The sequence below is a fragment of the Cellvibrio sp. 25HG11W-0 genome, from assembly GCF_057815475.1.
Genome location: NZ_CM174230.1, coordinates 296,666 through 323,491, shown reverse-complemented (window position 1 = coordinate 323,491; position 26,826 = coordinate 296,666). Strand labels below are relative to the sequence as shown.

23 protein-coding genes are annotated in these 26,826 nt (G+C 49.2%); 17 read left to right on the top strand and 6 right to left on the bottom strand.

Going from position 1 to position 26,826, the window contains the following annotated elements:
• Positions 1–125 precede the first annotated feature (125 nt).
• Positions 126–383 carry a hypothetical protein gene (locus AC0KUT_RS01400; protein ID WP_488832936.1) on the top strand — a complete coding sequence of 86 codons (258 nt, stop codon included), beginning with the start codon at positions 126–128 and terminating at the stop codon, positions 381–383.
• A 63-nt stretch (positions 384–446) separates the two neighbouring features.
• On the opposite strand, the gene AC0KUT_RS01395 is transcribed toward AC0KUT_RS01400, so the two are convergent.
• Positions 447–770 carry a hypothetical protein gene (locus AC0KUT_RS01395; RefSeq protein ID WP_488832934.1) on the bottom strand — a complete coding sequence of 108 codons (324 nt, stop codon included), beginning with the start codon at positions 768–770 and terminating at the stop codon, positions 447–449.
• Positions 771–1,182: 412 nt separating this feature from the next.
• Here AC0KUT_RS01395 and AC0KUT_RS01390 point away from each other — a divergent pair, with 412 nt between their 5' ends.
• Positions 1,183–1,503, top strand: a complete 321-nt coding sequence (locus AC0KUT_RS01390; RefSeq protein WP_488832931.1) for a hypothetical protein — start codon at positions 1,183–1,185, stop codon at positions 1,501–1,503.
• A 54-nt stretch (positions 1,504–1,557) separates the two neighbouring features.
• On the opposite strand, the gene AC0KUT_RS01385 is transcribed toward AC0KUT_RS01390, so the two are convergent.
• From AC0KUT_RS01385 to AC0KUT_RS01375, 3 genes are all read right to left on the bottom strand, one after another.
• Entirely contained in the window at positions 1,558–1,896 is a 339-nt protein-coding gene (locus AC0KUT_RS01385) for a P-II family nitrogen regulator (protein ID WP_012488966.1), read from the bottom strand.
• Positions 1,897–2,096: 200 nt separating this feature from the next.
• Complete coding sequence (locus tag AC0KUT_RS01380; protein WP_488832929.1) at positions 2,097–3,383, bottom strand: ammonium transporter; 1,287 nt, start codon at positions 3,381–3,383, stop codon at positions 2,097–2,099.
• A gap of 30 nt (positions 3,384–3,413) precedes the next feature.
• Positions 3,414–3,752: a P-II family nitrogen regulator gene (locus AC0KUT_RS01375; RefSeq protein ID WP_488832927.1), complete on the bottom strand. Its 339-nt coding sequence runs from the start codon at positions 3,750–3,752 to the stop codon at positions 3,414–3,416.
• 421 nt (positions 3,753–4,173) lie between these two features.
• Here AC0KUT_RS01375 and AC0KUT_RS01370 point away from each other — a divergent pair, with 421 nt between their 5' ends.
• Both AC0KUT_RS01370 and AC0KUT_RS01365 read left to right on the top strand, forming a co-directional pair.
• Positions 4,174–4,416 (top strand): accessory factor UbiK family protein, encoded by a 243-nt coding sequence (locus AC0KUT_RS01370; RefSeq protein ID WP_488832925.1) that lies wholly within the window; start codon positions 4,174–4,176, stop codon positions 4,414–4,416.
• Positions 4,417–4,521: 105 nt separating this feature from the next.
• On the top strand, positions 4,522–6,024 hold the full coding sequence (locus AC0KUT_RS01365) for a YifB family Mg chelatase-like AAA ATPase (protein ID WP_488832924.1): 1,503 nt from the start codon (positions 4,522–4,524) through the stop codon (positions 6,022–6,024).
• 103 nt (positions 6,025–6,127) lie between these two features.
• Here AC0KUT_RS01365 and AC0KUT_RS01360 read toward each other — a convergent pair whose 3' ends face one another.
• Entirely contained in the window at positions 6,128–7,843 is a 1,716-nt protein-coding gene (locus tag AC0KUT_RS01360) for a putative bifunctional diguanylate cyclase/phosphodiesterase (protein ID WP_488832923.1), read from the bottom strand.
• Between the two features lie 207 nt (positions 7,844–8,050).
• On the opposite strand from AC0KUT_RS01360, the gene rep reads away from it, so the two are divergent.
• Complete coding sequence (rep, locus tag AC0KUT_RS01355; RefSeq protein WP_488832922.1) at positions 8,051–10,072, top strand: DNA helicase Rep; 2,022 nt, start codon at positions 8,051–8,053, stop codon at positions 10,070–10,072.
• 81 nt (positions 10,073–10,153) lie between these two features.
• On the opposite strand, the gene AC0KUT_RS01350 is transcribed toward rep, so the two are convergent.
• On the bottom strand, positions 10,154–10,750 hold the full coding sequence (locus tag AC0KUT_RS01350) for a c-type cytochrome (protein WP_488832921.1): 597 nt from the start codon (positions 10,748–10,750) through the stop codon (positions 10,154–10,156).
• 71 nt (positions 10,751–10,821) lie between these two features.
• Between AC0KUT_RS01350 and prsK the strand changes: the two genes are divergently transcribed.
• From prsK to AC0KUT_RS01290, 12 genes are all read left to right on the top strand, one after another.
• Positions 10,822–12,867 carry an XrtA/PEP-CTERM system histidine kinase PrsK gene (prsK, locus tag AC0KUT_RS01345; RefSeq protein WP_488832919.1) on the top strand — a complete coding sequence of 682 codons (2,046 nt, stop codon included), beginning with the start codon at positions 10,822–10,824 and terminating at the stop codon, positions 12,865–12,867.
• 9 nt (positions 12,868–12,876) lie between these two features.
• Positions 12,877–14,268: a PEP-CTERM-box response regulator transcription factor gene (prsR, locus tag AC0KUT_RS01340; RefSeq protein ID WP_488832916.1), complete on the top strand. Its 1,392-nt coding sequence runs from the start codon at positions 12,877–12,879 to the stop codon at positions 14,266–14,268.
• A gap of 244 nt (positions 14,269–14,512) precedes the next feature.
• Positions 14,513–15,619: a hypothetical protein gene (locus AC0KUT_RS01335; RefSeq protein WP_488832914.1), complete on the top strand. Its 1,107-nt coding sequence runs from the start codon at positions 14,513–14,515 to the stop codon at positions 15,617–15,619.
• Positions 15,620–15,854: 235 nt separating this feature from the next.
• On the top strand, positions 15,855–16,622 hold the full coding sequence (locus AC0KUT_RS01330) for a PEP-CTERM sorting domain-containing protein (protein ID WP_488832912.1): 768 nt from the start codon (positions 15,855–15,857) through the stop codon (positions 16,620–16,622).
• 126 nt (positions 16,623–16,748) lie between these two features.
• Positions 16,749–18,209: an exosortase/archaeosortase family protein gene (locus AC0KUT_RS01325; protein WP_488832910.1), complete on the top strand. Its 1,461-nt coding sequence runs from the start codon at positions 16,749–16,751 to the stop codon at positions 18,207–18,209.
• Entirely contained in the window at positions 18,210–19,367 is a 1,158-nt protein-coding gene (locus AC0KUT_RS01320) for a glycosyltransferase family 2 protein (protein WP_488832908.1), read from the top strand.
• Positions 19,368–19,432: 65 nt separating this feature from the next.
• Entirely contained in the window at positions 19,433–20,776 is a 1,344-nt protein-coding gene (locus AC0KUT_RS01315) for a phenylacetate--CoA ligase family protein (RefSeq protein WP_488832904.1), read from the top strand.
• Entirely contained in the window at positions 20,764–21,675 is a 912-nt protein-coding gene (locus AC0KUT_RS01310; protein WP_488832901.1) for a glycosyltransferase family 2 protein, read from the top strand. Before AC0KUT_RS01315 ends, AC0KUT_RS01310 begins: the two co-directional genes overlap by 13 nt.
• 2 nt (positions 21,676–21,677) lie before the next feature.
• Positions 21,678–22,664, top strand: a complete 987-nt coding sequence (locus AC0KUT_RS01305) for a polysaccharide deacetylase family protein (RefSeq protein WP_488832900.1) — start codon at positions 21,678–21,680, stop codon at positions 22,662–22,664.
• 54 nt (positions 22,665–22,718) lie between these two features.
• Entirely contained in the window at positions 22,719–24,470 is a 1,752-nt protein-coding gene (locus tag AC0KUT_RS01300; RefSeq protein WP_488832898.1) for a hypothetical protein, read from the top strand.
• Positions 24,467–25,681: a glycosyltransferase gene (locus tag AC0KUT_RS01295; RefSeq protein ID WP_488832895.1), complete on the top strand. Its 1,215-nt coding sequence runs from the start codon at positions 24,467–24,469 to the stop codon at positions 25,679–25,681. The genes AC0KUT_RS01300 and AC0KUT_RS01295 overlap by 4 nt, the downstream gene beginning before the upstream one ends.
• Positions 25,682–25,684: 3 nt before the next feature.
• The gene (locus AC0KUT_RS01290; RefSeq protein WP_488832894.1) at positions 25,685–26,809 is read left to right on the top strand and encodes a glycosyltransferase; all 1,125 of its coding nucleotides are present in this window, start codon (positions 25,685–25,687) and stop codon (positions 26,807–26,809) included.
• Positions 26,810–26,826 lie beyond the last annotated feature (17 nt).

Genomic DNA, 26,826 nt, shown 5'->3' with positions numbered 1-26,826 from the left:
CTCCTCGGGTAGCGCGCTTAAAAGCGACGAAAGTTGATGTTAGTTAAAGAAAAATGCAGATAACGCCAAGCACCAACCTATGATGCAAAGCAAAGCCCCTGCCATTAATCTATTTTGTCGTGTAAGTGACTTACACCTTATTGTTGGAACAAGTAACTTTTGCACAGCAGAAACCCGTCATTAACGCAGGTTTCTCAATAAATCAGCAAGGATTTAGGGGGGATGTAAAACCAGAACAAAAGATGGCACATTTTACGCGGAGGGCGCCAGAAAAATCCAGCGTTAAAGGTACAGCCAAAGGCGGCTTAATGGCGGTATCGCTTTTACAGATTTTGTCTTTAAAAAAACAAAACGGCCCTACTTTGGGGCCGTTTTGCAAATAGTCGCTTCTTAACCAAGCCTGTAATTACCAAGCCTGCAACCTAATAAGACCAGCTCGAGGCTACCTATATAGGGCGACCACCATAATCAGGGGTTGGCTTTTTAGGTGGATCTGAGGTCACATTAGCCTGCACCTCATTAATTTTCCCGCCGCGCGCTAGGAAAGCCGCCACTTGGTCCTCTAATTCAGCGCGCGCCTTTTGACGCGACGCAATACTAAAATCCTCTAATGCCTCGGATTCAGCCGCTTTTTTCTTAGAGGGTTTAAATGCCACCTCATCGCTATCAATGACATCATCAGAATCAGCAACATCATCATCTATATCATCATCCCCGCCCACGTCGGTTTCATCTATTTCGTCGTCGTTAATGGGGTCTTCGTCTGTCATAATGTCACCTGAAAACGTTGTACAATGTAAAGTATTTAGTGTTGTTTGTTGTCGTTATCCAACCACCTAGGCTACAAATCGACTTAGCATAGAGACGGCTTCTCGCCATTTATCCGTCTAATCAATCTTTTTGCCTAACTATCGCCTTAACTATATAGCGCAGTCTGCGGAGAACGTCATAATATTAATGCGTATTTTTTAGTTTGTTTTTTTCTTAGGCGTCCCTGAGTGGCGGATTCTAGTTATTAACTACTAGCAAGTCTAGTGTTCAAAATAGACATTTTGATGAAAGCCTAATACCAGAACAAATTACTTGATTACGCCAGTAAGAAGTTTAACCACTCTATTATTTTGAATGCAACACCCTGTTACTTTCTCATACAAACCTGTAATTTTTTTGAAGCATACACCTATGAATTTTAAACGCTTAAGCCGTCACTTCCCCGAGCTGGCTAATTTAGAGCCGAGCGAGCGCGAAACTATTTTACTGCGCGCTGATCAAAGCCTATCCGAAAACCTATCTCCCTTAATGAAAGTGCGCGACAAGCTGCTAGATTTGGTGCTCATCGCTGGTGTGTGCTTGATACTCATAAAGTTCATAGCACCTGCCCTCTCCATTAGTCCACAGGCGAACGCTTTTATCGTTATGCTGCTCGTACTTCCCCTTTATTTTTATATGCAACAAAAGCGTTACATCAGCCAATTGCGGCGCCAACTTAAGCAGCACCCATAAAAAAACGCCACGTGAAAGTGGCGTTTTTTTATGGGCTCTTTTGCTAATGCAATATTACACTGCGTCTGAGCCAGTCTCACCGGTACGGATACGGATGATTTCATCAAGTGGAGAGATGAAGATTTTACCGTCACCAATTTTACCGGTTTGCGCTGCTTTGGTAATGGCTTCTACCGCTTGCTCCACCATTGAATCATCAACGGCTAATTCAATTTTTACCTTAGGTAGAAAATCGACCACATACTCTGCACCGCGGTATAACTCAGTATGACCTTTTTGACGGCCAAAGCCTTTCACTTCAGTTACGGTCATACCCTGTACGCCCACATCCGACAAAGCAGTGCGAACATCATCGAGCTTAAAAGGTTTTACGACAGCTGTAATCAGTTTCATTATTAATTCCTTTGCTGGAGTCTTGTGAATGCTGGTGTAGGAATCTCAAACTAAAAAATTTAGGGTTCGTTCCAACAACTTGGCGTTAAAGATACACCTAAGCTTTGCACATCAACAACAACTTTATAGTAGATAGGGGGTTTTGCCAGCCACAGCCTGCGCAAAATGCTCAGACTGTGGTTAATTAACCATAATGACACTTATTTATGGGTAAACTCTGGGTAGGCTTCCATACCGCACTCGGCAATGTCCACACCTTCGAACTCTTCTTCTTCAGAGACACGAATACCCATTACCAATTTGATCACAAACCAAACCAGCAAGCTCGCACCAAACACCCAAGCAAAGATGGTAGCAGCGCCCACTAATTGACCAAAGAAAGTGGTACCTTCAGCAGTGAAAGGCACTACCATCAAACCAAACAAGCCTGCAGCGCCGTGTACTGAGATGGCACCGACCGGGTCATCGATACGCAGCTTATCAAGACCAAGAATCGAGAAGACCACTAGCACACCCGCAACTGCGCCGATGATTGTTGCACCCAGAGCTGTTGGAGTGTCAGGGCTTGCAGTGATTGCAACCAAACCAGCCAAAGCGCCGTTCAATGCCATGGTCAAATCAGCTTTACCGAACAAGAGACGCGCTACTAACAATGCACCGATCAAACCGCCTGCAGCCGCAGCGTTAGTATTCAAGAACACCATAGCTACCGAGTTAGCATTGGCGATATCGCCCAACTTCAACACTGAACCGCCGTTAAAGCCGAACCAGCCCATCCACAGAATGAAAGTACCGAGTGTCGCCATAGGCAAGTTAGCACCGGTAATTGCGTGAATTTCGCCATTAGGGCCATATTTACCCTTACGTGCACCCAACAGCAATACACCTGCCAAAGCAGCAGACGCACCCGCCAAGTGGACAATGCCCGAGCCAGCAAAATCTTTAAAGCCGAATTGGTCATCCAAGTTCAAACCAAATACGCCTTCTGAACCCCAAGTCCATGAACCTTCCATAGGGTAAATCAAGCCGGTCATAAACAGCGAGAACAACAAGAACGCCCACAACTTCATGCGCTCAGCAACAGCACCCGAGACGATCGACATGGCGGTCGCCACGAAAACCACTTGGAAGAAGAAGTCAGAGGCATTTGAATAAACTGATGCACCAGTGAATCCATCTTCACGAGCAGCAAACTCACCCAAAACACTAGCAACCATTACGTCCGAGCTTGCCGCGTCGTCCAAGCCAATCCCTGACAAAAACACATCGCCGCCGTACATAATGGCGTAACCGCAAATCATGTACATCACACAGGAGCTGGCGTACAAGGCTACGTTTTTAGTTAAGATTTCTGTGGTGTTTTTAGCGCGGACCAAGCCCGCTTCCAACATGGCAAAACCTGCTGCCATCCACATTACCAAGGCACCACATACTAAAAAGTAGAATGTGTCCAAGGCGTACTGAAGATGATAAATATTCTCTTCCATTGGTGTTTCCCCGCTTGATTATTAAGAAAATTACAATGCTTGATCGCCGGTTTCGCCGGTGCGAATGCGCACCACCTGCTCCAAACTGGACAAAAAGATCTTACCGTCACCAATTTTGCTGCTGTTAGCAGCCTTGCTGATAGCTTCCACTACAGCGTCGGCCTCAGCATCTGATACGGCAATCTCAACCTTGGTTTTTGGCAAAAAATCCACTACGTACTCTGCCCCTCGGTAGAGTTCGGAGTGGCCTTTCTGACGACCAAAACCCTTAACTTCCGTTACGGTCATACCGTGCACACCCATGTCGGAAAGCGCTTCACGCACTACATCCAGTTTGAACGGCTTGATGATCGCTGTTACCAATTTCATGCTTGCTCTCCTAAAAAAATCCCCGCAACCTAAGTTGCGGGAAATACCGGAAATACCGTCTGAACGAGCCTAAGAACTGCAATACGTATGTCGTTACATCAAGACAAACTGAATTAGAGCGATAATCTCGACTGACACTTAATTCACGAGATAGATTTTGCACAGAGCAGGCCAATTTATAAAAAACTATAAAAATCAATTAGATAAGACAACTAATAGTCAGCAATCATAATATTCACAATAGACCACAAGCCATCAAGGCACCATAATAGAGCATGCAATTATCAAGCGCGCACAGATTGTGCGCATTGGCACATAAATACCCATTCCTACTATCCGACCTCTCAGGCAGCAGATGCGTAACGACCACTATGGGCGTAAACTCAAAAACCTTCGCCGTCACCTCAGGAGCGACATCGCAATGATTAAAGATTTTTTACAGCAACTACAGCAAGAATTTGGACAGGAACACGGCAGCGCTCAGGCTTGGCCTAAACGCGAATTAGATGTGGCATTACAAGCTGCGCTCGCCAGACTAAACTTGGTGACGCGCGCCGAGTTCGATGCCCAAGCTGCAGTGCTACAGCGCACACGACAAAAACTGGAAGCGCTAGAGCAGCAACTTGCCGATTACGAAAACCAAGCAGCCAAACAAATACAATAGAACGCATATAAACTTATATTTAGCATCAGTTGGCAGGGCTCTGTTAAGTCGTTATAGTCGCTCAAACTGATTGATTTTATTGAAATTGACTTGCAAGGAAGAGCCATGTCACTCGCGATTGTGTACTCACGCGCCAAGCTGGGAATTAATGCTCCACTGGTGACCGTTGAGGTCCATCTTTCCAATGGTTTACCCAGTCTCGCTATTGTTGGCCTGCCAGAAGCCGCCGTTAAAGAAAGCAAGGATCGTGTGCGCAGCGCGATTCTCAATAGTCACCTCGAATTCCCCACTCGCCGCATCACCGTTAATCTCGCCCCTGCGGATCTTCCCAAAGAAGGTGGACGTTTCGATCTTCCTATTGCGCTGGGTATTCTGGCGGCATCAGGGCAAATCCCTAAAGAAGGTTTGAGCCAATGCGAATTCTTAGGGGAGCTCGCACTTTCGGGAGAATTGCGCTCAATTAGTGCGGCTTTGCCAGCTGCGCTCGCCTGCGGTGATGCACAACGTGACTTGATTATTAGCATAAGTAATAGTGAAGAAGCGGCCCTGAGTAGTGTGACGCGCGTATTTGGTGCGGCCAATCTTCTGCAGGTTTGCGCTCATCTACATAACCGTGAAAGCCTGATTCAAGCCGAATCCAAACCACCCGCACACCCCATTCACTCACTGCTGGACATGGCCGATGTAAAAGGCCAAACCCGCGCCAAGCGCGCGCTCGAAATTGCAGCAGCAGGTGGCCATAATCTGCTGTTTTATGGGCCTCCAGGTACGGGGAAAACTATGCTTGCCAGCCGGTTGCCTAGTATTTTACCGCTACTTAACGAGCGCGAAATGCTCGATGTCGCCGCAGTTTATTCCATCGCCGCGCACAGCAGCGACTTCAACTGGCACCAGCGCCCCTTCCGCGCGCCCCATCACACAGCGTCAGCAATAGCCTTGGTCGGCGGCGGCAGCAATCCGCGCCCCGGTGAAATTTCACTCGCCCATGCGGGCGTGTTATTTTTAGATGAATTGCCAGAGTTTTCGCGACAAGTATTAGAAGTATTGCGCGAACCACTGGAAAGCGGCGAAGTGCGAATTTCCCGCGCCAAGGCTCAAGCCTGCTTTCCCGCACGTTTTCAGTTGGTCGCCGCTATGAACCCCTGTCCCTGCGGCTACAATGGCGATGAAAACGGCCGCTGCCGCTGTACACCCGATCAAATTAAGCGCTATCGCGATCGCATATCGGGACCACTACTCGACCGTATCGACATGCATGTACCGGTCAACAAGCTGTTTCAAGGTGAGCTGCAAGCCAAACAGAGTGCCGAATCCAGCGCGACCATTCGCGCGCGGGTTGAACAAACGCGCGCGCGCCAAATCGCGCGGCAGGGTAAGGCTAATCATCAGCTCAGCGCACCCGAATTAGAATTGTATTGTGAGCTCAGCGCCGCGAATAAAGCATTGCTCGAACAAGCAATCACCAAGCTCGGCCTATCCACTCGCGCTTATCACCGCGTATTAAAATTAGCGCGCACCTTGGCGGATATGGAAGAGAGAGAAACACTGAGCACCGCGGATATTAGCGAAGCCATATCCTATAGAAATTTAGATCGGCCGCTGCAATAGAATTATTTACACAAAGCGCGAGAGTCACACTCTGTTTAAAATAACCTGCGAACCACTTTACAAGTGACGCAGGTCGGATTGGTTTTAATGGGTCGCAGAAGAATCAATTTAGTACTTGATACTGTTCCTCCGCTGCTGCTTGGAGCCACTCGATAGTACTCTCTAGAGATTGGGGGGCTGCGAAAAAGAAACCTTGCATTTGATCGCATCCCAAACTCTGTAGCCATTGTTTTTGTTCAAGCGTTTGCACACCTTCTGCCACCACCAACTTACCGAGATTTTGCGCCAGCATGATCATGGCTGACACCAAGCGCTTATCGGTGTGACTGCGATTTAATTCCTGCATAAAACCTAAATCAATCTTGACGGTACTAATAGGTAAACGCTGCAAATGTAAAAATGAAGAACTGCCCGAACCGAAATTATCCAACAAAAAATCTATGCCGAAAAATGATAAAGGGCGCATACACAGAGACACCAGTTCAATATTGTCAGCAAACGCCGTTTCCGTTAATTCAAACTCTATATCCCCCGGCTGTATATCACTGTCAGAAAAAATATTGGCGACCTCCTGTACGAGATTCTCATCTTTAAACTGCCGCACTGATAAGTTGATCGCCATCACCAGATTACTATTCCAAATACTCTGCAATAATTTTAAATCGCGGCAAGCCTGTCGAATAACCCAATAGCCAATAGCGGTAATAATACCGGTCTCTTCAGCCGTAACAATAAAATCCGCCGCATTGATTAAGCCTACTCCAGGTTTGTTCCAACGCAAAAGCGCTTCAAATCCAATAACCTTATTGTTGGTCACATCAATGCGCGGCATATAGTGCACTTCAAATTGCTGGCGACGCAAAGCCATGCGCAGATCTGCCTCCAAGCGCAGCTGACGACGCACATCTTTATTCATGAGATCGGTAAAAAAACGGTAACTGCTGCCATCATCCTCTTTGGCTTTATACATAGCCATATCAGCATGCTTAAGCAAGGTATCTGCATCGCGCCCACCTTCAGGGTAAATCGCAATACCGACACTGCAGCCCACTACAACTTCGTGGCCATTAATATCTGCAGGCTGAGCTATGGCCTCAATGACTTTTTGCGCAATATGGGCAACATCCGTATTACTTTCTATTTGTGGCAATAACAGGGTGAATTCATCGCCGCCCATACGCGCCACCGAATCACTGCGACGCAGACAGCTGCTCAAACGCTCGGCACAAATACGAATAATAATATCGCCCGCATCGTGGCCAAAATTATCGTTAATTTGCTTAAAGCCGTTGAGGTCGATAAACATGAGTGCGAAGTGAATATTGTCGCGCTCCGCTAAGTGAACAGCATGTTCCAAGCGATCGCGAAATAAAATACGGTTGGGAATATCGGTCAACGGATCATAGTGCGCTAAGCGCGACAGATGCTGCTCTGTTTGTTTACGCTCTATGGCGTAGCGCAAGGCGCGCTCTAACAGCAGGTGGTCAATTTGACCTTTAATTAAATAATCAGCCGCACCGGCACGAATCGCCTGTTTATCGACTTCGATTTCCATTTCATCGGTCATCACCACTATAGGCGTGGCGCAAGCTTGCACCCGCGCCGCATTGAGTAAATCGCGCGCAGTTTGCTCGCCCCAATAGTAATCGAGTAACGCCACATCATATTCGTGCGATAGAATTTTATTGAGCGCGGTATCCAACTGATTACACCACACCAACTCGTATTGAACATGGCGAATATGCGACAGTATCTCTGCCACCAATAGATACTCACCCTGTTCTCGATCAATAAAAAGAATTTTTATCTTTTCGTCCATTACCCTCTATCCATTTGTGCGCACATTGAACACTCTGCCTTGATTCATGGTAGCAGCCCCCTTCCTCAAACAACACTCTATGGGATATAACAAATAGCCCCTACAAGTTTGAAGGACTCACCATCTGGTTATAGGGGCAAATAGAATCATTGCAAGCAAATTTGAGCTTGTTAGAATGCGCCCCCCATACCAGCGAGAAATACCGCCGTGAGTAAACTCAATCCGCGCCAACAAGAAGCCGTGCTCTATATCGACGGCCCCTGTCTGGTACTGGCGGGCGCAGGCAGCGGCAAGACCAGTGTAATCACCCGCAAAATCGCCTATTTGATTGAGCGCTGCGAGATGCCAGCACGCCACATAGCCGCTCTCACCTTCACCAACAAAGCCGCGCGCGAAATGAAGGAGCGTGTCGGCCATTTGATCAAAGGCACTGCAGCACGAGGCCTCACAGTTTCTACCTTTCACAATCTCGGCCTCAATATTATCCGGCGCGAGCATAAAACGCTGGGCTTTAAGCCCGGTTTTTCAATTTTTGATGCAGAAGATGCTCGCTCCCTGCTTAAAGAGCTCATGCTCAAAGAGGGTGAGCTGGATAGCGACCACCTCGACAAGGTGCAATATCAAATATCGAACTGGAAAAATGATCTCGTCGCCCCCGACCGCGCCCTGAGTTTTGCCCAAAGCCCTGCCGAACAGACTATTGCCATTATTTATCAGCGCTACAACCAAGCGCTGCGCGCCTATAACGCCGTCGATTTCGACGACTTAATCCTAATACCCGTAGAGTTATTTCAACAGTACCCAGAGGTGTTAGAGCGCTGGCAGAAAAAAATTCGCTATCTGTTGGTGGATGAGTATCAGGACACCAACTCCAGTCAATATCTCTTGGTACAGCTCTTAGTTGGCAAGCGCGGTGGCTTAACCGTAGTGGGCGACGACGATCAATCCATCTACGCCTGGCGCGGGGCGCGCCCCGAAAACATGGCCCTGCTAAAGCAGGATTACCCGTCACTTCGAGTGATCAAACTAGAGCAAAACTATCGTTCCACCAGCCGCATTTTGCGGGTTGCCAACCACTTAATCGCCAACAACCCTCACGAATTTGACAAGGCACTCTGGAGTGAAATGGGCCTGGGCGAACATATTCGCGTCATTCGCTGCGCCAATGAAGAGGCCGAGGCCGAGCGCGTCGCCACCGAAATCCTCACTCAGCGGATGCAAAAGCGCTATGAATTCCGCGACTTTGCGGTGCTCTACCGTGGCAATCACCAAGCGCGCTTGCTGGAATTGAAATTACAGCACCATCAAATCCCCTACAAAATTAGTGGCGGCTCATCCTTTTTTGCCAAAACTGAAATTAAAGATTTGATGGCCTACTTAAGACTCATCGTAAACCCCGATGACGACAATGCATTTTTGCGCATTATCAACACACCGCGTCGCCAAATTGGCACCAGCACACTTGAAGCGCTAGGCGGTTACGCCAGCGAGCGCCATATCAGCCTCTTTGCCGCACTGCATGAAATTGGCCTGCAAACGCGCATCCCTGAAAAAAACCTTGAGCGCCTGCAGCGCTTCGGCCACTGGCTCGAACAAGTCAAACGCAACGCGAGCGGCGACAATCCGGTCGAAGCCATTCGCGAAATGCTCAACGACATAGATTACGAAGGCTGGCTGCACCAAAATTCCGCCAGCAACAAAGCGGCTGAGAAGCGCTTAGAGAACGTTTTTTATCTAGTCGCCTCGCTCCAGAAAACCATTGATAAAAATATCGACAGTGACACCGAAGAAGAGACACGCATTGAAGATGCTATTGCCAAGCTAGTACTACGCGACCTTATGGAGCGCCAAGAAGAAGAGGATATTAGCGATCAAGTACAGCTTATGACCCTGCACGCCTCCAAAGGCTTGGAGTTCCCCCATGTATTTATGGTCGGTATGGAAGAGGAGCTACTGCCCCATCGCAACTCGATTGAAGATAACAATATAGAAGAAGAAAGACGCCTAACCTATGTAGGTATCACCCGCGCACAGCGCACGCTCACCATGACACTAGCGGGAAAGCGCAAACAGTATGGCGATATCAGTGAAACCACCCCCAGCCGCTTTTTAGATGAGCTGCCGGTAGACGATGTGGAATGGGAGGGATTTGGTGGAGAAACCAGTCCAGAAAAGAACTTGGCAAAGGGCGAAGAAACCCTGTCGAATCTGTTAAATCTATTTGATTAAGAAAATTTTGAAAGTCAGGAATAGCCAGCCGTTAAAACAGCCAAGCAATACGTTCAACGAACTGCTTGGCGGTTAAATGGACTACTTGCTGTTTTCTACCATGTAATCAACTGCACCTTTAATCTCATCATCAGTACAGCCCGCACACATGCCTTTAGCCGGCATAGCGTTAAACCCGCCAATTGCATGGGTATAAAGGGTATCTACGCCTTTTGCGATACGCGGTGCCCACTCAGCGGTACCGAATTTAGGTGCACCCATCATGCCGGCACTGTGACAAGCGGTGCAGTAGCCGTCATATACAAACTTGCCGGTTTTTGGCTCAGCCGCTGCTGCTGGCGCGGGAGCCGCTGCACAGTCATCACCCTGCATACAGCTAGTACCTACAGGTGCTAGACGCGCTTTAATGTCGTCATTAGTGCTCGCTTCCTCGCTCATTGCCATGGTGGATGCCATGGCTAAACCCAAGGCCAGCAATATTCCGAATACGTTTTTCATTTGGCTCACGGTATGTTCCTCATCATTTAAGAAAGCCGCTAAAGACTCATTCAGGGCTAGCGGCTGCCGCAGTACAGAGTGGAGATCCGGCACTGAGGCGGGCATTATAGCGGCAAAAAATGCCGCTGGCGAAGTGGCTCTGCATCTAAGTGCAAACAATATCGCCAGAGTTGAATTCACGTTTTTATCTACAGCTGGCTACTGTTATGCTTAACGCCATGTTTTATACCCGCTAAGGGACTCATCGCCATATGGAATATACCAGCGTCACCTTCTCGGCCTATCTCAGCGCCGCTATTATCGCGGGGCTACTTGCCCTCACCTACTGCTATTTGTTTTTCAAAGGCCAAAAAACCTGGCTGTTTGCCGGTGCCGCTGTGTTTCATACCGCACACCTAGGGGTGATCGCCCTCTCCTATTCAAAAGGTGGTTTACCACTGCACTGGCTCATTATTTTTGAATACTTACACTTCAATGCTTGGGTATTTTGTATAGGGCTCACCCTCAAATATAGTGCCAAACGCAGCCAGCTCCCTACCAGCCTACAGTTACTATTTGGCGGCGGCTGGCCAATAACCGCGTTAGCAATCGCCATGCTATTTATCCCCGAACTCAATCAAGCGGGCTTATCTATATGGTTCGCATTGGGCCTTGCGGTCATAAGCCTAGTGAGCGTCGAGCAGCTCTATCGCTATGCGGCAGACAATGATCGCCAAATCAAATTGCTGTGCATGAACCTCGCGGCAATGTTTTTGTACGACATCTATCTCTTCACCCATGCCCTGATATTCAAAGGGCTCGACCCGCTACTGTGGCAGTCCCGTGCGGCCGTTTCCATCGCCACCTGTTTATTTATGGCGCTCGGCGGCATGTTGTTGGTGCAGCAGAATGATCGCCCTGCCAATTTCAACCTTTCACGCCCTATCGCCTTTTACACCACCTCACTCGTCGCCGTAGGTGTGCTTATCACCGTCCTCTCACTCGGTGGCTACTACGTGCGCCTTTACGGTGGCAACTGGGGCACAGTGTTTTACAGCTTACTGCTGGCCGCGGCTGTTCTATTAATAGCAACAGTGTTTATTTCCAGTCGCATCCGCATGAAATTGTCGGTGCTGATTAACAAACATTTATTCCGCTACAAATACGACTACCGCAACGAATGGCTTAGGCTAATTAATTATCTCGCCCAGCCTGCCGGTGCAGGTGAAGTCGATCACCGCGCCTTTTTTGCAGTAGCCGCCATTACTCGCGCACCCAGCGGCGCCATTTGGCTGCGCAAGCAAGGTTTCTATGAACCCGTCTATCGCGCCAACTTACCCAGCTTTGTCGACCTTCAAGAAGAACCCGCTGACAGCCCGTTTTGTCGCGCCTTTTTGGAATCTGAGTGGGTCTTTATTCCCAACAGTGGCAAAAATGAAGCACTCAGCCAGCACAATGAACTACTCCCGAAATGGGCCGCTAACATTCCCGACCTTTGGTTATTATTTCCACTTATTGTCGGCGAAGAGCTGGTGGGCTTTATGGCGCTCACCAAACCCGTAGAAGATGAAAGTCTAACCTGGGAAGACCTCGATCTGCTTAAAACCATGGGGCGCCAAGTCGCCAGCTATCTCAAACGCCATCAACAGGCCGAGCAATTGGCTGAAGGCAAACAATTCGACACCTACAACAAATTGGTCGCGTTTATTATTCACGACCTTAACAATCTCATTGCACAACAAGCGCTAGTCGTGCGCAACGCCGAAAAGCACAAAGACAATCCAGCCTTTTTTGAGGATGCGATTAAGACCATCAGTAATTCTGTAGACCGCATGAACAATCTGCTCAAGAAACTTCGCCGCGATGAATCAGATCTGGTCAAACGCCTATCGATCACCGAAGTTGTCTATCAAGCAGTCAATGAATGTCAACGCCAGAGGCCAAAACTCACCACCAGCATCGAAGACTGCAATAGGCGCATTAATGCCGATCAAGTCCGGCTCGTGATGACTATCACCAATTTCATTAAAAACGCCCAAGAAGCCACGCCAGAAGACGGCAAAGTTCATGTTACACTTCGCATCGAAGCGGATATGGCCGTGATAACCATTGAAGATACTGGCTCCGGAATGGATTGGGATTTTGTTCACAAGCGCTTATTCAAGCCCTTTGAAACCACCAAATCTGGGAAAGGTATGGGCATAGGCGTCTACCTTTCACGCGAATACATTAGCGAGTTAGGCGGTTCACTGAATGTGATTAGCGCCTTAGGTGAAGGCACCACCATCACCATTAGCCTGCCACTGAATAAGGATTAACCAGAGCTCATGAGCAAAGCAAGCCACACCAAGCCAACACTCTTAATTGTGGAAGATGACAAAGGCCTACAAAGCCAATTGCGCTGGCATTTCGATCAGTACGAAACCGTTTTTGCAGACAACCGTCAAGACGCCATAGCCGCGCTACGCCTGCATGAAGCCGCCGTTATCATTCAAGACCTCGGTCTACCGCCCGATGAAGATGGCGTCGACGAAGGCTTTAAATGCATTCGCGATATCACGCGCATATCGCCCAACAGTAAAATAATTGTCATGACTGGCAAGACCGATCGCGACAATGCCCTGCGCGCAGTCGATATGGGCGCCTACGACTTCTATCAAAAACCCGTAGACCCTAATACCCTCGACCTAATCGTACAGCGCGCCTTCCATATTTTTGATTTAGAAGAATACAATCGTCGCCTCAACCTAAGCCAACAACAACCACTCGAAGGTCTGCTCACGAACGACCCGCAAATGCTCAAAATTTGCCGTCAGTTGGAAAAAATATCGCCCACCACTGTCACCTGCACACTACTTGGTGAAAGCGGTACCGGCAAAGAAGTTATGGCGCGCGCCATTCATCAACTCAGCCCACGCAAAGCCAATCGCTTTATCGCCATCAACTGCGCGGCAGTCCCCGAAAACCTCATTGAAAGTGAGCTCTTTGGCTACGAACGCGGCGCTTTCACCGGCGCCAACAAGCTCACGCTCGGCAAAGTGGAAACCGCACACGAAGGCACCCTCTTTCTCGACGAAATTGGTGACATGCCGCTCAATTTACAAGCAAAGCTTTTGCGTTTTTTACAAGAACGAGTTATTGAACGTGTCGGCGGTCGCAATGAAATTGCGGTTGATGTCCGCGTCATCTGCGCCACCAACAAAAATCTTGAAGAAATGGTCAAAACAGGAAGCTTCCGCGAAGATCTGTTTTATCGCATCTGCGAAATGACCGTAAACATCCCGCCCCTGCGCAACCGCCAAGGCGATAAAGTATTACTGGCACGACATTTTAAGCTCAAGTTCGCTAAAGAGTATGGCCAGCAAGTGACTGGTTTTACCCCCGATGCCGTAGCTGCCATTGAAAGTTACTCTTGGCCGGGCAATATTCGCGAGATGGAAAATAAAATTAAGCGCGCCGTCATAATGACCGACCACAAACATGTCAGCCGTGAAGACCTAGGCTTAGCAGAAGCGGGAGAGCTATCGCTCAACTTGCGCCATGTGCGCCAAGAAGCAGAGCGCAACGCAATTTTACGTGCACTAAGCATGACCGACAATAATATCTCCGCCGCAGCAAAACTACTTGGCGTAACTCGGCCAACACTTTATGATCTGATCAAGAAGTTTGATATGCCCAGCCTTGGCACCCAGGACACACCCGATAACGACGAACAATAATTTTTTGTAGCAGATCAACAATAACAATAAACAGGCGGCTATAACAAAATGAAATATAAAACCAAGCATCCCCCCAACACATTTATCACACCGAGCGACTAAGACATCTCGAAACAAAAAAATAAGAGCCCAACTTCACAATACTCACTCCAGAGACTGCTAGAACAATTACACAGGATGTAATAACAGGCGCTCAGGGATCTCGGAAAGCGGTAACCTCCGAACTCACAAGGTAATCTGATAAATGCATTTTTCAACTCTGCGCCAACTTCTCGCTACCACCTTACTCACATCGCTCTTCTTAGGCCTAACCGCCTGCGGCGGTGCTGGCGACGGGGGAGGAAACCTCGTAGGCGTAACACCGCCCACAAGTAACGCAGCAACTATTGATGGAAAACAAAACAACTCGACGGCAGAAACTAGCAGCCAAGGCGCAGAGCAGAGCAGCGCCCTCAGCACCAGCAAGAGCACAGCAGCAAGTAGCAGCTCCATAAAATCCAGCACCCCAATCGCGCCATCTGCAAAAAGCAGCGTCAGCCCTAGCTCTACACCAACAGCAACCAGCTCCAGTTCGTCCAGCATTATTATTTTCACACCTGCAGCCAGTGCAACCTACTCATCCATTGCACCGCCACCAAGCAGACCAGGCACCACCACCTCGCAAGCAAATACCAGCGCCCCCAGCACAGCATCCAACATCACACTACTTCTCTACAGAATTCAAACTAACAGCATAACCCTGACGTGGGACAACAATGCTGGCACACAAGGCGCGTCCACTTACGAAATCTATCGCGACAACAAGCGAATTGACGTTTTAGCATCTGCCTCCCGCTTTTTTACCGACACAAAGCTAAATAGCTATACCGAGTACGAGTACATCCTTTACGGCATGGACAGCGACGGCAATAGACTGACTCAATCGGAGCCATTTCGCATCAGAACACTCCAAATCCCAGGCACAAGCCTTCCAAGCCAAAGCTCTAGTAAGAGTTCAGCACAAAGCGCAGCCAGTACCTCTAATAAAAGCGCAGCCAGTACCTCCAGCAAAAGCGCCACCAGTGCCTCCAGCAAGAGCGCAGCCAGCAGCATCCCCACACAATCCATTACGCTGGCCTGGTCACACCCACAATTTCGCGAAAACGGTAGCTATCTAGAGCTAAATGAAATTGGCGGTTATGAATTGCGCTACAAAAAAGACAATGCAAGTAATTCAATCTATCTGGTCATTGACGGCAATAACACACTCAGCTACACACTTGACTTAAACAATGAAAGCACCGTGGAAATAGCTGTTTTTGATACCAACGGGCTTTACAGCGACTTTCTTAAGCTTTATCCAGCCCCCTAAACCTCAATTCAACACACCCCAAAGGTAGCGCCCATCACAAGCCCTACCTTTGGTGGCAGCCAATAAATCACCGCTCCACCAAGACTGTCGGAATGCTTTACACGACAAATACACCCCCCTTTACCCATCCTTCCTAAGCAACTGTTATTAAACAAAAAACCTATATTGGCCCAGGTATTGCTTACACCACTCTGCGTTACTTTAAACACCCACATCCACATGGAAGGATTGCATTATGAACACTTCAATTAAATCCCTGCTCGCAACAGGCGCACTTATGGTTGCAGCTACCGCTGCTACTGCTGCACCTATTATCAGCATCTCTGGCGACGGCTCTTTGGCTAGCGCACAAGCTGCAGAAGCTACATTTTTGTCATACCTCGTTGGCCCAACAGTTACCGAGAACTTTGACAGTAAAGGCGGCGCTCAAGTTATTGGTGTCGACAAACACCACTCATGGGAAAACAAAGGCACTGTTATCAACACTGCAGTAGGCACTTTTACCCTAACTGAAGCAGGCCAATCTGCTGACGGCAATGTTCACAACAATGAACTGATGATTGAAAGCAAGAAAACCGGTGAAGATGGCCGCGAAATTCTTTCTTCTAGCGCCAGTGATCTGTGGCTTGATAGCAATGACGCAGTAAAAGTAACCTGGAACTTGGGTGCCCCTCTAAAAGGCGCGTTCAATGCATTCGGTTTTTACTTGGCAGATCCATCTGATCAAGGCGCAAAACTGACCCTTTACTTTACTGATGGCACCTCTTGGACCTCAGACAGCGTACTACCAGGCAAAGCTAATGGTAGCGTTTACTATGTAAGCCTGATCAGTGACAAATCTGTTGTTGGCGGCCAAGTTACTTTTGACAACAACAAAGACAGCAATGATGGCTGGGGCATCGACGATATCGTAGTCGGTAACGTTCCAGAGCCAAGCACATTGATCCTTATGGGTCTTGGTCTATTAGGCTTAGGTGCAGCTCGTCGCCGTACCGCCGCTTAATTACACCGCTTAAAATAAAAAAGGCCGACTATGTCGGCCTTTTTTATTTCGCTAAAATCCTCATAACCTATAAAAATACACCCACATCAGGTAGTATTCAGCAAGATTTTTGCTCGGACAGCCAGCATGGAAGTTATTCCACAAAAACACCAAAAGCCTGCAACAACACTCGCAAAGCTCATACCGATTGCTTCCGCGCTCACGCTAGGCTGCCTATTTTTCCCCACCATCCAAAGCCTCTATAGTCGCTGGATAAAGTGGGATGAAAGCCAATCTCACGGCCTCATAGTCGTCGGGATTTTTTTATTTTTCCTCTATAAAAGCTCGCCTTGGCAAACAAGCAAACAAACCCGATTCGAAAAATTCAGCACACTCGCACTCTTAGGGCTAGCATCTTGTGCTTGGTTCATTTTTCACATCATTAATATTTATATATTAGAGCAGCTTCTGTTACTGCCACTTCTCTTTTTAATTCTCAGCAGTATCTATGGGTGGCGCACCAGCTTTAGCCACGCGATTTTACTTGCGCTCCCCATTTTTGCCATACCCATATGGGATCAACTCACCGACACACTGGTGAACCTCAGTGGTTTTATCGTAGGAAAAATGGTGCTGCTCATCAATATGCCCGCACGCATTGATGGCAACAGTATTTTTATTCCTAATGGCCACATCGTTATAGCAGATGGCTGCTCAGGTTTACGCTACCTAGAAATAGCCTTATCGCTTGGCTATATCATCAGCTATTTAAACCGCTACAGCATCGCACGCTTAGGTGGTGTACTTCTTATAGCCACTGCACTTGGCTTAGTCGCAAATTGGCTACGAATTTTTATATTGGTCATTGTTGGCTATGAATCCAACATGCAAAGCTCGCTTATGAGCGATCACGAAATGTTTGGCTGGCTGCTCTTTGCCTGCATCAGCTTCCCCGCGATCTATTTTGCGCCTGTGATACATACGCAAGATCACAACCAAAATACTTCAATCAATCACCCAAAATACTTATCACTGCTACTGCCAATTTTAGCGGCCTCGCTAGGGCCACTATTAAGCCTTATTTTTAATGCAAAACCGCAAGTAACAGAACTGAAAGATGTGCTGCGCTTTGAGCTGCAACCCATAACTGCTAAAAAAATGCCGCTTGCCATTACCAGCCCTAAAGCAATGCACACAGAAAATGTGCGTACCGACAACAAGGTTTACATCCAAATAGATCAATATCAACGCTTGAAACAAGAAGACAAACTCGTTCCCTATATGGTTCGTCTCTATAACAACGAAACTTGGTCACTGCTTGAACAAACTCACATAAACACCCCAGCATTCAATGCCGAAGTAAGCGTATTGCACCATAAAACCAAGAAAACCAAAATTGCTCAGCTGCAATGGTTTAAAATTGCAGGCGCCGACGTAACCAGCATTGCAGCAGCAAAAATGTGGCAAATAGCGGCACTCATACAAAACAAAAATCACTTTATGATCATCACACTGCAAGTCGAATGCAAAACAGACGACTGCACAAATGCTATAACACAACTCGAAAGCACCGCGAATTCACTCACTCTAAATACGCAAGGATACTAAGTGGAACTTTTATTTTGGATATCAAGCCTCATTGTTCTCTACATCTACCTAGGCTATCCGCTACTTCTTAAAGCCCTGCCAAAACTTACTGTGCCGCCAACAAACGAAAATGCTTCAACGCTGAGCGATGCAGACCAACCACGCGTAACCGTTCTAATACCTGCGTTCAATGAGAGCAGCGTCATAGAAGCCACAATTCGCAATAAACTCGAACAAAACTACCCCAGTGAACACCTTCAAATTATCGTTATCTCCGATGAATCAGAAGATGGCACCGACGACCTAGTGCTCGCACTCGCTCAACAAGACCCGCGCATCAGCCTCATTCGCCAAAACCCGCGCCAAGGAAAAACCTCAGGCTTAAATTTAGCCATGCCCCAAGCAACCGGCGACATAGTGATTTTTTCTGATGCCAACAGCCACTATCATACCGATGCAATACGCAACCTCGTGCAATGCTTCACAGACCCTGAAGTCGGCTATGCCACTGGCAAAATGGTTTACGTGAACAGTGAAGGCAGCATCGTCGGCGATGGCTGCAGCGCCTATATGAAATACGAAAACCACATGCGCGCACTGGAAACACAAATATCATCTGTCGTTGGAGTCGATGGCGGTATAGATGCAATTCGCAAAGAACTCTACCAACCCATGAATGCAGATCAACTGCCAGACTTTGTGCTGCCTCTTAAGGTCGTTACTCAGGGCAAGCGTGTCGTCTACTGCGAAACCGCACTACTCAATGAAGAATCACTCAGCTCATCGCAAACAGAATTTCGTATGCGCGTGCGCGTATCCCTGCGCGCCTACTGGGCCATGCTCGACATGAAGCATCTGTTCAACCCATTTACCTACGGCATATTTTCACTGCAGCTCACATCACACAAATTGCTGCGCTATCTCGCCTTTGTGCCCTTACTCGCCACCTTCATCAGCAATGGTTTCATTACCGGCAACAGCAGCTTTTACAGCCTCACATTTTTAATACAAATACTGTTTTATGGTGCCGCTATATTTGTCAGTCTCAACGAAGGTACAAAAAATCGCTGGCTCGGGCTCGCACATTATTTTTGCCTCATCAATATTGCTTCAGCTATGGCCTTTATTAAATTCATCAAGGGTGAAAAAATCGTCTTATGGAAACCGCGAGCGGGCTAATCTCAAACCCATTAGAGCACTTGCGTCAAAAAAGGCAATTCGATGAATCACCAAAGGAGTAAGGTTTGAAATTTTTTAATCGTATATTAGGGCGAATTGCTTATATCGCCTGGGATACAAAAGAAGGACATATAAGACTCACCGAGTTCAACAAACTCAGTGAGCAACAATATTGGCCGAAGGAAAATCTACAATCCTTGCAGCAAAAAAAATTTGCTCAACTTGTAACACATGCCAGCAACACTAGCCCTTGGTATCAAAAAATAATAGCCGACTTGACGCTTGACCTTAATAATATAACCCTAAAAGATCTTCAAAAATTCCCAGTTACAAGCAAAAAAGATATTCGCGATAATACCCAAGATTTTATCAGCACAGCCTACTCAGCATCAGCAATGCCCAAAGCCAAAACAGGTGGCTCTACAGGCGTTTCTCTCAATCTGTTATTTGATGAAAAATGCCAAAAATTGCGCAACGGAGCACAAATGTATGCTGACTCGCTCAGCAGCTGGAGACCCGGTGCGCGCATAGCGGCCATTTGGGGCAACCCTCCCATAGCAAAAACGTTTAAACAAAAGCTACGGGCCTTTTTGCTTGAACGTACAATTTATCTCGACACCATGGACCTTAACCCCACATCCATGAATGCGTTTGTTACAAAATGGATTCAATTTCAACCAGACATAATCTTTGGCCATGCGCACTCAATCTATATTTTTGCTAAATATTTGCTAGAGCAAAACATAATTCACCTGCATCCCAAGGGAATAGTTGCCACATCCATGATGCTGCTAGATCACGAGCGCCAAGCTATAGAAAAGGCATTTAAGTGCAAGGTCAACAACCGCTATGGCTGTGAAGAAGTAGGGCTCATTGCCGTTGAATGCGAACAACACCAAGGCATGCATATCAATAGCCCCCATATTATTCTCGAGTGCTTAGACGAAAAAAACCAACCTGTCGCCACAGGACAGCCAGGAAAGCTCGTCATTACCGATTTAAATAATTTTGGCATGCCCCTAATTCGTTATCGCGTAGAGGATGTTGGCGTACTCAGCGATCAACCCTGCACCTGCGGCAGAACAACGCCTCTCCTTGATCGACTTGAAGGTCGTGTTGCTGACTTTCTAAAGAAAGCGGATGGAGGACAAGTTGCCGGTGTGTCGCTGGTAGAGCGCACACTCACCAACATACCCGGCATTGAACAGATGCAACTGGTACAAGAAAAACTAGATGAAATTATTATTAATCGCGTAAAAGGCCCTGAATACACCGCAGCAACAGACCAATCGCTCATCGACGAGTTCACACGAGTGTTTGGCTCAGGTATTCAATTACTCATCAACGATGTAGAAAAAATTCCCCAGGAAAAGTCCGGCAAATACAGGTTTTCTATATGCAAGCTGTAACACCCACACCCACTGCGCAAGAGCCACTGGTCAGCGTAGTCATTGCCAGCTACAACATGGGCCAATACATCCAGCAGGCGGTGGACTCCATACTGCAGCAAAGCTGGCAAAATCTCGAAGTCATATTGGTGGACGACGGCTCGACCGATAACACCCCCGAGGTGATGGCGCAGTACGCGCAGAACCCCAAAGTCATCTATATAAAGAATGAAAACCAAGGTCAGCCCAAGGCTAAAAACTGCGGCATTAAGAACACCAAGGGCGATTTTATTGCCTTTTGCGATGGCGATGATTTTTGGGAAGCCAACAAACTCGCGGTGCAGATGCCGCTGTTCAGCAACCCCAAGGTCGGCATTGTCTACAGCGAAGTCAGTAATATTGACGAGCACAATAAGCGCTACATAAAAGCCGACCACGAAGTGCGCCACACAGGCACAATCACCAACCAAATGCTGCTGGAAAACTGTGTGCCCTTCGGCACCGCAGTCATAAGGCGCGCCTGTGTAGAGCGCAACGGCATGTTTGATGAAGAGTTCCGCATGGGTATCGACTGGGACCTATGGCTGCGCTACTCGCTCGACTGGGAGTTTGCCTACACCCCCGAGCGCACCTATGTGTACCGCGTTTGGTCCGGGCAAATGTCCACCAACTATCGCGGTCGCTACGACTTTGCCACGCGCATTCTCACCAAGTTTGTACAAACCTACGGGGCGCAACTCAACCAGCGCTATGTGCGCAAAGCCTGGGCCGACATGCATGTGCGCGAAGCCGTGGTTTACGCCAAGCACGAAAAACAGTTTTTCATGCCCTTTAAGAAAATGCTCAAGGGCATAGCGCTCGACCCCTTTCGTCTCTACAGCTGGAAAAGTCTGGCTAAATTAATGCTGGGCAAACACTAATCATGTCGCTCATTAAACGCCTATTGCTCAAAGGCTTTGAGCGCTGCGGTGGTTTCAAACTACTGCAGTGGCACCAGCGCCATAGGCCGGTGATACTCATGTATCACCGCATTATCGATCAGCCGCATATTGCCGGGCTAGCACCTGCAGCGTTTGAGCAGCAACTGGCCTATATCGCCCAGCGCTATCGCGTGGTGCCCATTAACACCTTGCTGCAGGAAGTCGCCGAAGACCGTGTTCAGCCCTACAGCCTCGCGCTCACCTTTGACGATGGCCACTGCGACTTTTATCAAAATGCCTGGCCGCTGCTGCAAAAATACCAACTGCCCGCCAGCCTTTATGTGACCACCGGTTTTGTGGATGGCAGCCTTTGGCTCTGGCCGGATTTGCTCAAATATCTACTGATTAACAGCCCAATCAAACACTTTAACCTGCCCAGCCTGGGGGATATCTCCCTCGCCGAGCCCCATTTTTTACCCAGCTGGCACCAGCTGGGCGACCACTGTTTAAGCCTCAGCAGCGAGGCGCGCAGCGACTTTATTTACCTGCTGGCACACACCTTGAATACCGCCATTCCCGCGGCCCCCCTCAGCCCCTTTACCGCGGTGACCTGGGCGCAGCTGCAGGAAATGCAACAACAGGGTTTGGATATTGGCAGTCACACTGTCTCCCACCCCATACTCAGCAGCCTAACTAAGCCTCAGCTAGAGCATGAGCTAGGTGCTGCGGGTGCGCGTATTCAGGCGCAGCTGGGTCAATTCCCCGCCGGTATTTGCTACCCCAACGGCAGGCCCAGCGATATCAATACGCAGGTCACACAAGTGGCGCAGCAACTAGGTTATAACTATGGACTTATGGGGCGCAACTTGGGCATATACAAAAGCCAGCCCTTCCTAATAGGCCGCCTCGCCGCGCACAACGACTTCGACTATTTCAAATGGACGCTGTGCCGCCGGCCCGAAAAGTCCCACACCAAATACCTAGGCTAATTTCAGCGTTCAAACCTTAAGACCTTAATTGCCCTATCTAACTGGAACCCGCGTGTGAATAATTTTTTAACCCAACTCAGCCATCGCCATGCCTACCTAGCACTGCTGCTAGTCGCCCTGTTTTCGCTCTGGATAAAACTTGGCCTGCTCCAAGTCGGCGCACCCTATGTCACCATCGACGACTACACCCTCTTTGAAGGGGGCTTTTTAGTCTGGTTTGGCGAGGCACCGCCCCAGCGCATGTACTTTGAAAGCTGGCTAGTGGGCGCCAGTAGCCTAGTCACCTATATAAGTCACCTAGTCGCCTCCGGCAACCTGCAGCAGCTTGGGCTCAATCTAGTTGCCGATGCCTATGCCGACTTTCATCAGTCGCCCGACGACTATGTCACCCACTACCGTCTGTTTATGTTGGCTTTTGATATGGCCACCGCACTGCTGGTATTTAAGCTGGCGCTCCTGCTTTACCGCCCTCTTTACCGCTCCATAGATACCTACGATAGCGGCGTTACCGGCCTCACTAACCCCAAAGCCACTTGGCTGGCCTGCGCTGCCGCCAGTTTATTTTTGCTCAGTTACAACACCACCTGGTGCTATATAGTGGCCCGCCCAGACACAGTCACCGCCTTTTTTGCGGCCCTAGGCAGCTACTACTATTTCAAATCTCAAGGTGGCGCCAACGCCAAATACCTCTGCTACGCCGCCCTCGCCCTAGGCTGCGCCACAGGTTTCAAGCTACACGCCGCGCTCTTTGTGGTGTTTTTCATGCTCGACATGCTGCGTCAGTTCGGCCTAGTCGCCGCTTTTAAACGCTGCTTCATGTTTGGCCTTATCGCCTTCGCCCTGTTTTTGGTAGTCGCCGGTTCGCCGCTGTTTGACCCATTGCTCTACGTCAAATTGCGCGCGCTCAATATCAAAGACGACGCCTCCCCCTGGATCCACTGGGGCGATCAAATTGGCGTCACTCTGCGCGGCACCGGCTGGTTAATTCTGCCCCTGCTCATCGGCTTAGCGGCAACCTTCTTGCGCACAAAATTCTTGCCGACTAAACCGGCCAGCACCAACATGCCCAGCCCCCACAGCCCAACCATTGTCAGCCCAACCATTGTCAGCCTAGTCTTTGTCGCCTGCCTTTTTATGCTGTTTTTCCTGTCGATACGCCAACTGCGCGCCTACTGGATGCTACCCGCGCTACCGCTGTTTTATGTCGCGGCTATATATGCCCTAGCGCAGATAAAATCCAAATGGGCGATAGGCGTCGGCATGGTCGCGCTCTTTAGCATTGTCGTGCAGCAATTTGTGCAGCAGAGCCACGAGTTTGATAAGGCCCAATTCGGCGCAATGCGCACCTGGGTCAGCGCCAATGTGCAGCCCCATGAGGTCATCTACATAGTCGGCTATGAAACCCTCTTTTTACCTTGTAACACCCAGTGCCTAGCAAACCGCAAATTCAGCATAGAAACCCGCATCCAGCAGGCTATTGCCTTGGGTGAAAGCTTTACCGAGCGCCACATTCGCGACTGGGAAGAGCGCGCCGAATTACAGCTTATTGACATGCTCAATGAGCAAGCGGCGGGCTTTAATTACTACACCCTCAACGGCGCACCGCTGGCAAGCCTCTACCCCAAGGTAAAACTGGCCGACATTCAATACCTTATAGTTTTGCCCGGCTACCACACCCCCGAGGCCGACCAACTGCTGCAACAAGCCCTGCCCAAGTTCACCAAAGTCGCCACCACCAATGCCCCCGGCGGCAAAGCTGGCACCGGCGGCTTGGCTTATGACATCTATAAAAGGCAGCAGCCATGAGCCAAGCAACTCGACAGGCAACTCAACCGCCCGCCAAGCCGCGCATATTGCACTTTATTGAAAGCGAAGGCGTTTACGGCGCCGAGCGGGTCATACTCAACCTGTCGCAACAGCTCAAGGCGGGCGCCGACTTCACCCCAGTGGTCGGCTGTATAGTCGCCAGTACTAGCAGTGACAATGCCCTTTATGATGCAGCACTACAGCTGGGGCTAGAGGCGGTAAAAATCCCCATTGCCAATGCCCGGGTGCTGGGCGATTTGCCGCGCGCCGCGCGCCAGTTGCAGGCACTCAACATAGACCTTATTCACTCCCACGGTTACAAGCCCTCGGTGTTTGGCTTTGTGCTGCGCCTGCTCACCAAAATTCCCGTAATAGCCACCTGTCACCTCTGGTTTCAACCCAACAAAGGCCCGCTGAAAATGCGCGTCATGATCCGCTTGGAAAAGTTTTTTTACCGCTGGTTTCCCAAGGTCATAGCCGTGTCTGAACCCATTAAGCAGATACTGCTTGGGGCTGGCCTGCGCCCTAGCCAAGTGGACATAGTCTGCAACGGGGTAGACACACCCAGCAGCAGCCTAAACCCCGAGCAACTGCAACAGCTGCGCCGCGAGCTGGGCCTAAACCCCGGCGACTTCTGCCTGCTAAACAGCGCGCGCCTCAATGCGCAAAAAGCCCAATGGGTGCTAGTAGAAGCAGCAGCGCTCTTAAGGCAACAACAATTAAATCAACAGCAGCCAAACGCCCCGGTGCGGTTTTTCATCGTAGGCCAAGGCCCCCTAGAGCCAGAGCTGCGCGCGCACATCCAACGGCTCGGCCTAGCTGACAGCGTAAAACTGCTGGGCTTTCGCCGCGATATTCCGCAACTGCTGCAACTGTGCGACGCCTTTGTACTGCCCTCTATAGATGAAGGCATGCCCATGAGTTTGCTTGAGGCCGCCGCCGCCACTAAACCCATCATTAGCACCTTAGTGGGCGATATAGGCAAACTCATACGCCATGAGCAAAGCGGTTTATGCATTCCGCGGGAAAACCCCCAAGCCCTGGCTCAGGCCATAGAGCGCCTGCAAACCCAGCCGCAACTGGCGCAACAACTCGCCCAGCAAGCGCATAGCGACCTGCAGCGCAGCTACTCCAGCCAAGCCATGGCCGCGCGCTACAGCGAAATTTATCGCGAACTCTTCTCCAAAACACCCGTGGATGCGGGGAACTAAGCCATGCACACACCTAACGTTACCCAAACAGCACAACCCACCAGAATTTTATTCTGTATAGATACGCTTATTCGCGGCGGCACCGAGCTGCAGCTTATAGGCCTAATAGAGCGCCTAGACCCAGCGCGTTATAAACCCTATTTGCTCACCCTAAGGCCCAGCGACCCAGCGCTAACCCCAAAAAACTGCACCCACCTCGCCTGGCAAGTGCCCAAGTTACTGGCACCCGCTGGCCTTAAAAGCCTCTATCAATTAGTGAAGTTTTTACGCCGCGAACAAATCGACATAGTGCAGTGCTTCTTTCAAGACTCCACACTCTTTGGCGGTGCAGCCGCCTACCTAGCGCGCACGCCCGTGCGCATAGCCTGCTTCCGCGACCTAGGTTTTTGGCTCAGCCGCAAACAGGCCATACTGCTCAAGCAAATTTATAAACGCATGACCGCCTACATTTGCAACGCCGAAATAGTGGGCCGCCACTTTGAGCAAACCTTTGGCCTTGACCCCAGCAAAATGCAACTGCTGCGCAATGGCATAGAAGTAGAAAAGCTGCCGTTTATTGCACACCCCAACCCCAGCCAACACATAGGCATAGTGGGCAACATGACCCGCCCAGTAAAACGCACCGACCTGTTTATAAAAGCCGCCGCGCGCGTAGCACCACAACACCCGCACATTCGCTGGCACATAATTGGCGACGGCGACATGCGCCCGCAGCTGGAGCAGCTGGCACAAGACTTAGGCGTATTAGATAAACTCGTCTTCGCCGGGCGCGTAGCCGACGTAGCTGGTTATTTAGAAAACCTTGATGTAGGCGTAATCTGCTCAGACTCAGAAGGGCTCAGCAACGCACTACTGGAATATATGTTTAAGGGCGCCACCGTAGTGGCTACCGATGTCGGCGGTAACCCAGAACTGATCACCCATCAACAAACTGGTCTACTGGTGCCGCCAGATGATGAACAAGCACTCGCAGGCGCACTACAGCATCTTATTGAACACAATGAATTAAAAATAAGCTTAGCTAATGCCGCGCGTACTAAAGCAGAAAATGAATACTCTTGGGAGAAAGCCATAGCGGCACACCATAGTTTTTATCAACAACAACTAACACAGCAGCAACACGGCTAAGCCACCCCTTAGCAGGA

What these genes read in the sequence shown, in the direction of transcription:
- AC0KUT_RS01395 (WP_488832934.1), bottom strand. Translation starts at nt 770, where the DNA reads ATGACAGACGAAGACCCCATTAACGACGACGAAATAGATGAAACCGAC.
- AC0KUT_RS01390 (WP_488832931.1), top strand. Translation starts at nt 1,183, where the DNA reads ATGAATTTTAAACGCTTAAGCCGTCACTTCCCCGAGCTGGCTAATTTA.
- AC0KUT_RS01385 (WP_012488966.1), bottom strand. Translation starts at nt 1,896, where the DNA reads ATGAAACTGATTACAGCTGTCGTAAAACCTTTTAAGCTCGATGATGTT.
- AC0KUT_RS01380 (WP_488832929.1), bottom strand. Translation starts at nt 3,383, where the DNA reads ATGGAAGAGAATATTTATCATCTTCAGTACGCCTTGGACACATTCTAC.
- AC0KUT_RS01375 (WP_488832927.1), bottom strand. Translation starts at nt 3,752, where the DNA reads ATGAAATTGGTAACAGCGATCATCAAGCCGTTCAAACTGGATGTAGTG.
- AC0KUT_RS01370 (WP_488832925.1), top strand. Translation starts at nt 4,174, where the DNA reads ATGATTAAAGATTTTTTACAGCAACTACAGCAAGAATTTGGACAGGAA.
- AC0KUT_RS01365 (WP_488832924.1), top strand. Translation starts at nt 4,522, where the DNA reads ATGTCACTCGCGATTGTGTACTCACGCGCCAAGCTGGGAATTAATGCT.
- AC0KUT_RS01360 (WP_488832923.1), bottom strand. Translation starts at nt 7,843, where the DNA reads ATGGACGAAAAGATAAAAATTCTTTTTATTGATCGAGAACAGGGTGAG.
- prsK (WP_488832919.1), top strand. Translation starts at nt 10,822, where the DNA reads ATGGAATATACCAGCGTCACCTTCTCGGCCTATCTCAGCGCCGCTATT.
- prsR (WP_488832916.1), top strand. Translation starts at nt 12,877, where the DNA reads ATGAGCAAAGCAAGCCACACCAAGCCAACACTCTTAATTGTGGAAGAT.
- AC0KUT_RS01335 (WP_488832914.1), top strand. Translation starts at nt 14,513, where the DNA reads ATGCATTTTTCAACTCTGCGCCAACTTCTCGCTACCACCTTACTCACA.
- AC0KUT_RS01330 (WP_488832912.1), top strand. Translation starts at nt 15,855, where the DNA reads ATGAACACTTCAATTAAATCCCTGCTCGCAACAGGCGCACTTATGGTT.
- AC0KUT_RS01325 (WP_488832910.1), top strand. Translation starts at nt 16,749, where the DNA reads ATGGAAGTTATTCCACAAAAACACCAAAAGCCTGCAACAACACTCGCA.
- AC0KUT_RS01310 (WP_488832901.1), top strand. Translation starts at nt 20,764, where the DNA reads ATGCAAGCTGTAACACCCACACCCACTGCGCAAGAGCCACTGGTCAGC.
- AC0KUT_RS01305 (WP_488832900.1), top strand. Translation starts at nt 21,678, where the DNA reads ATGTCGCTCATTAAACGCCTATTGCTCAAAGGCTTTGAGCGCTGCGGT.
- AC0KUT_RS01295 (WP_488832895.1), top strand. Translation starts at nt 24,467, where the DNA reads ATGAGCCAAGCAACTCGACAGGCAACTCAACCGCCCGCCAAGCCGCGC.
- AC0KUT_RS01290 (WP_488832894.1), top strand. Translation starts at nt 25,685, where the DNA reads ATGCACACACCTAACGTTACCCAAACAGCACAACCCACCAGAATTTTA.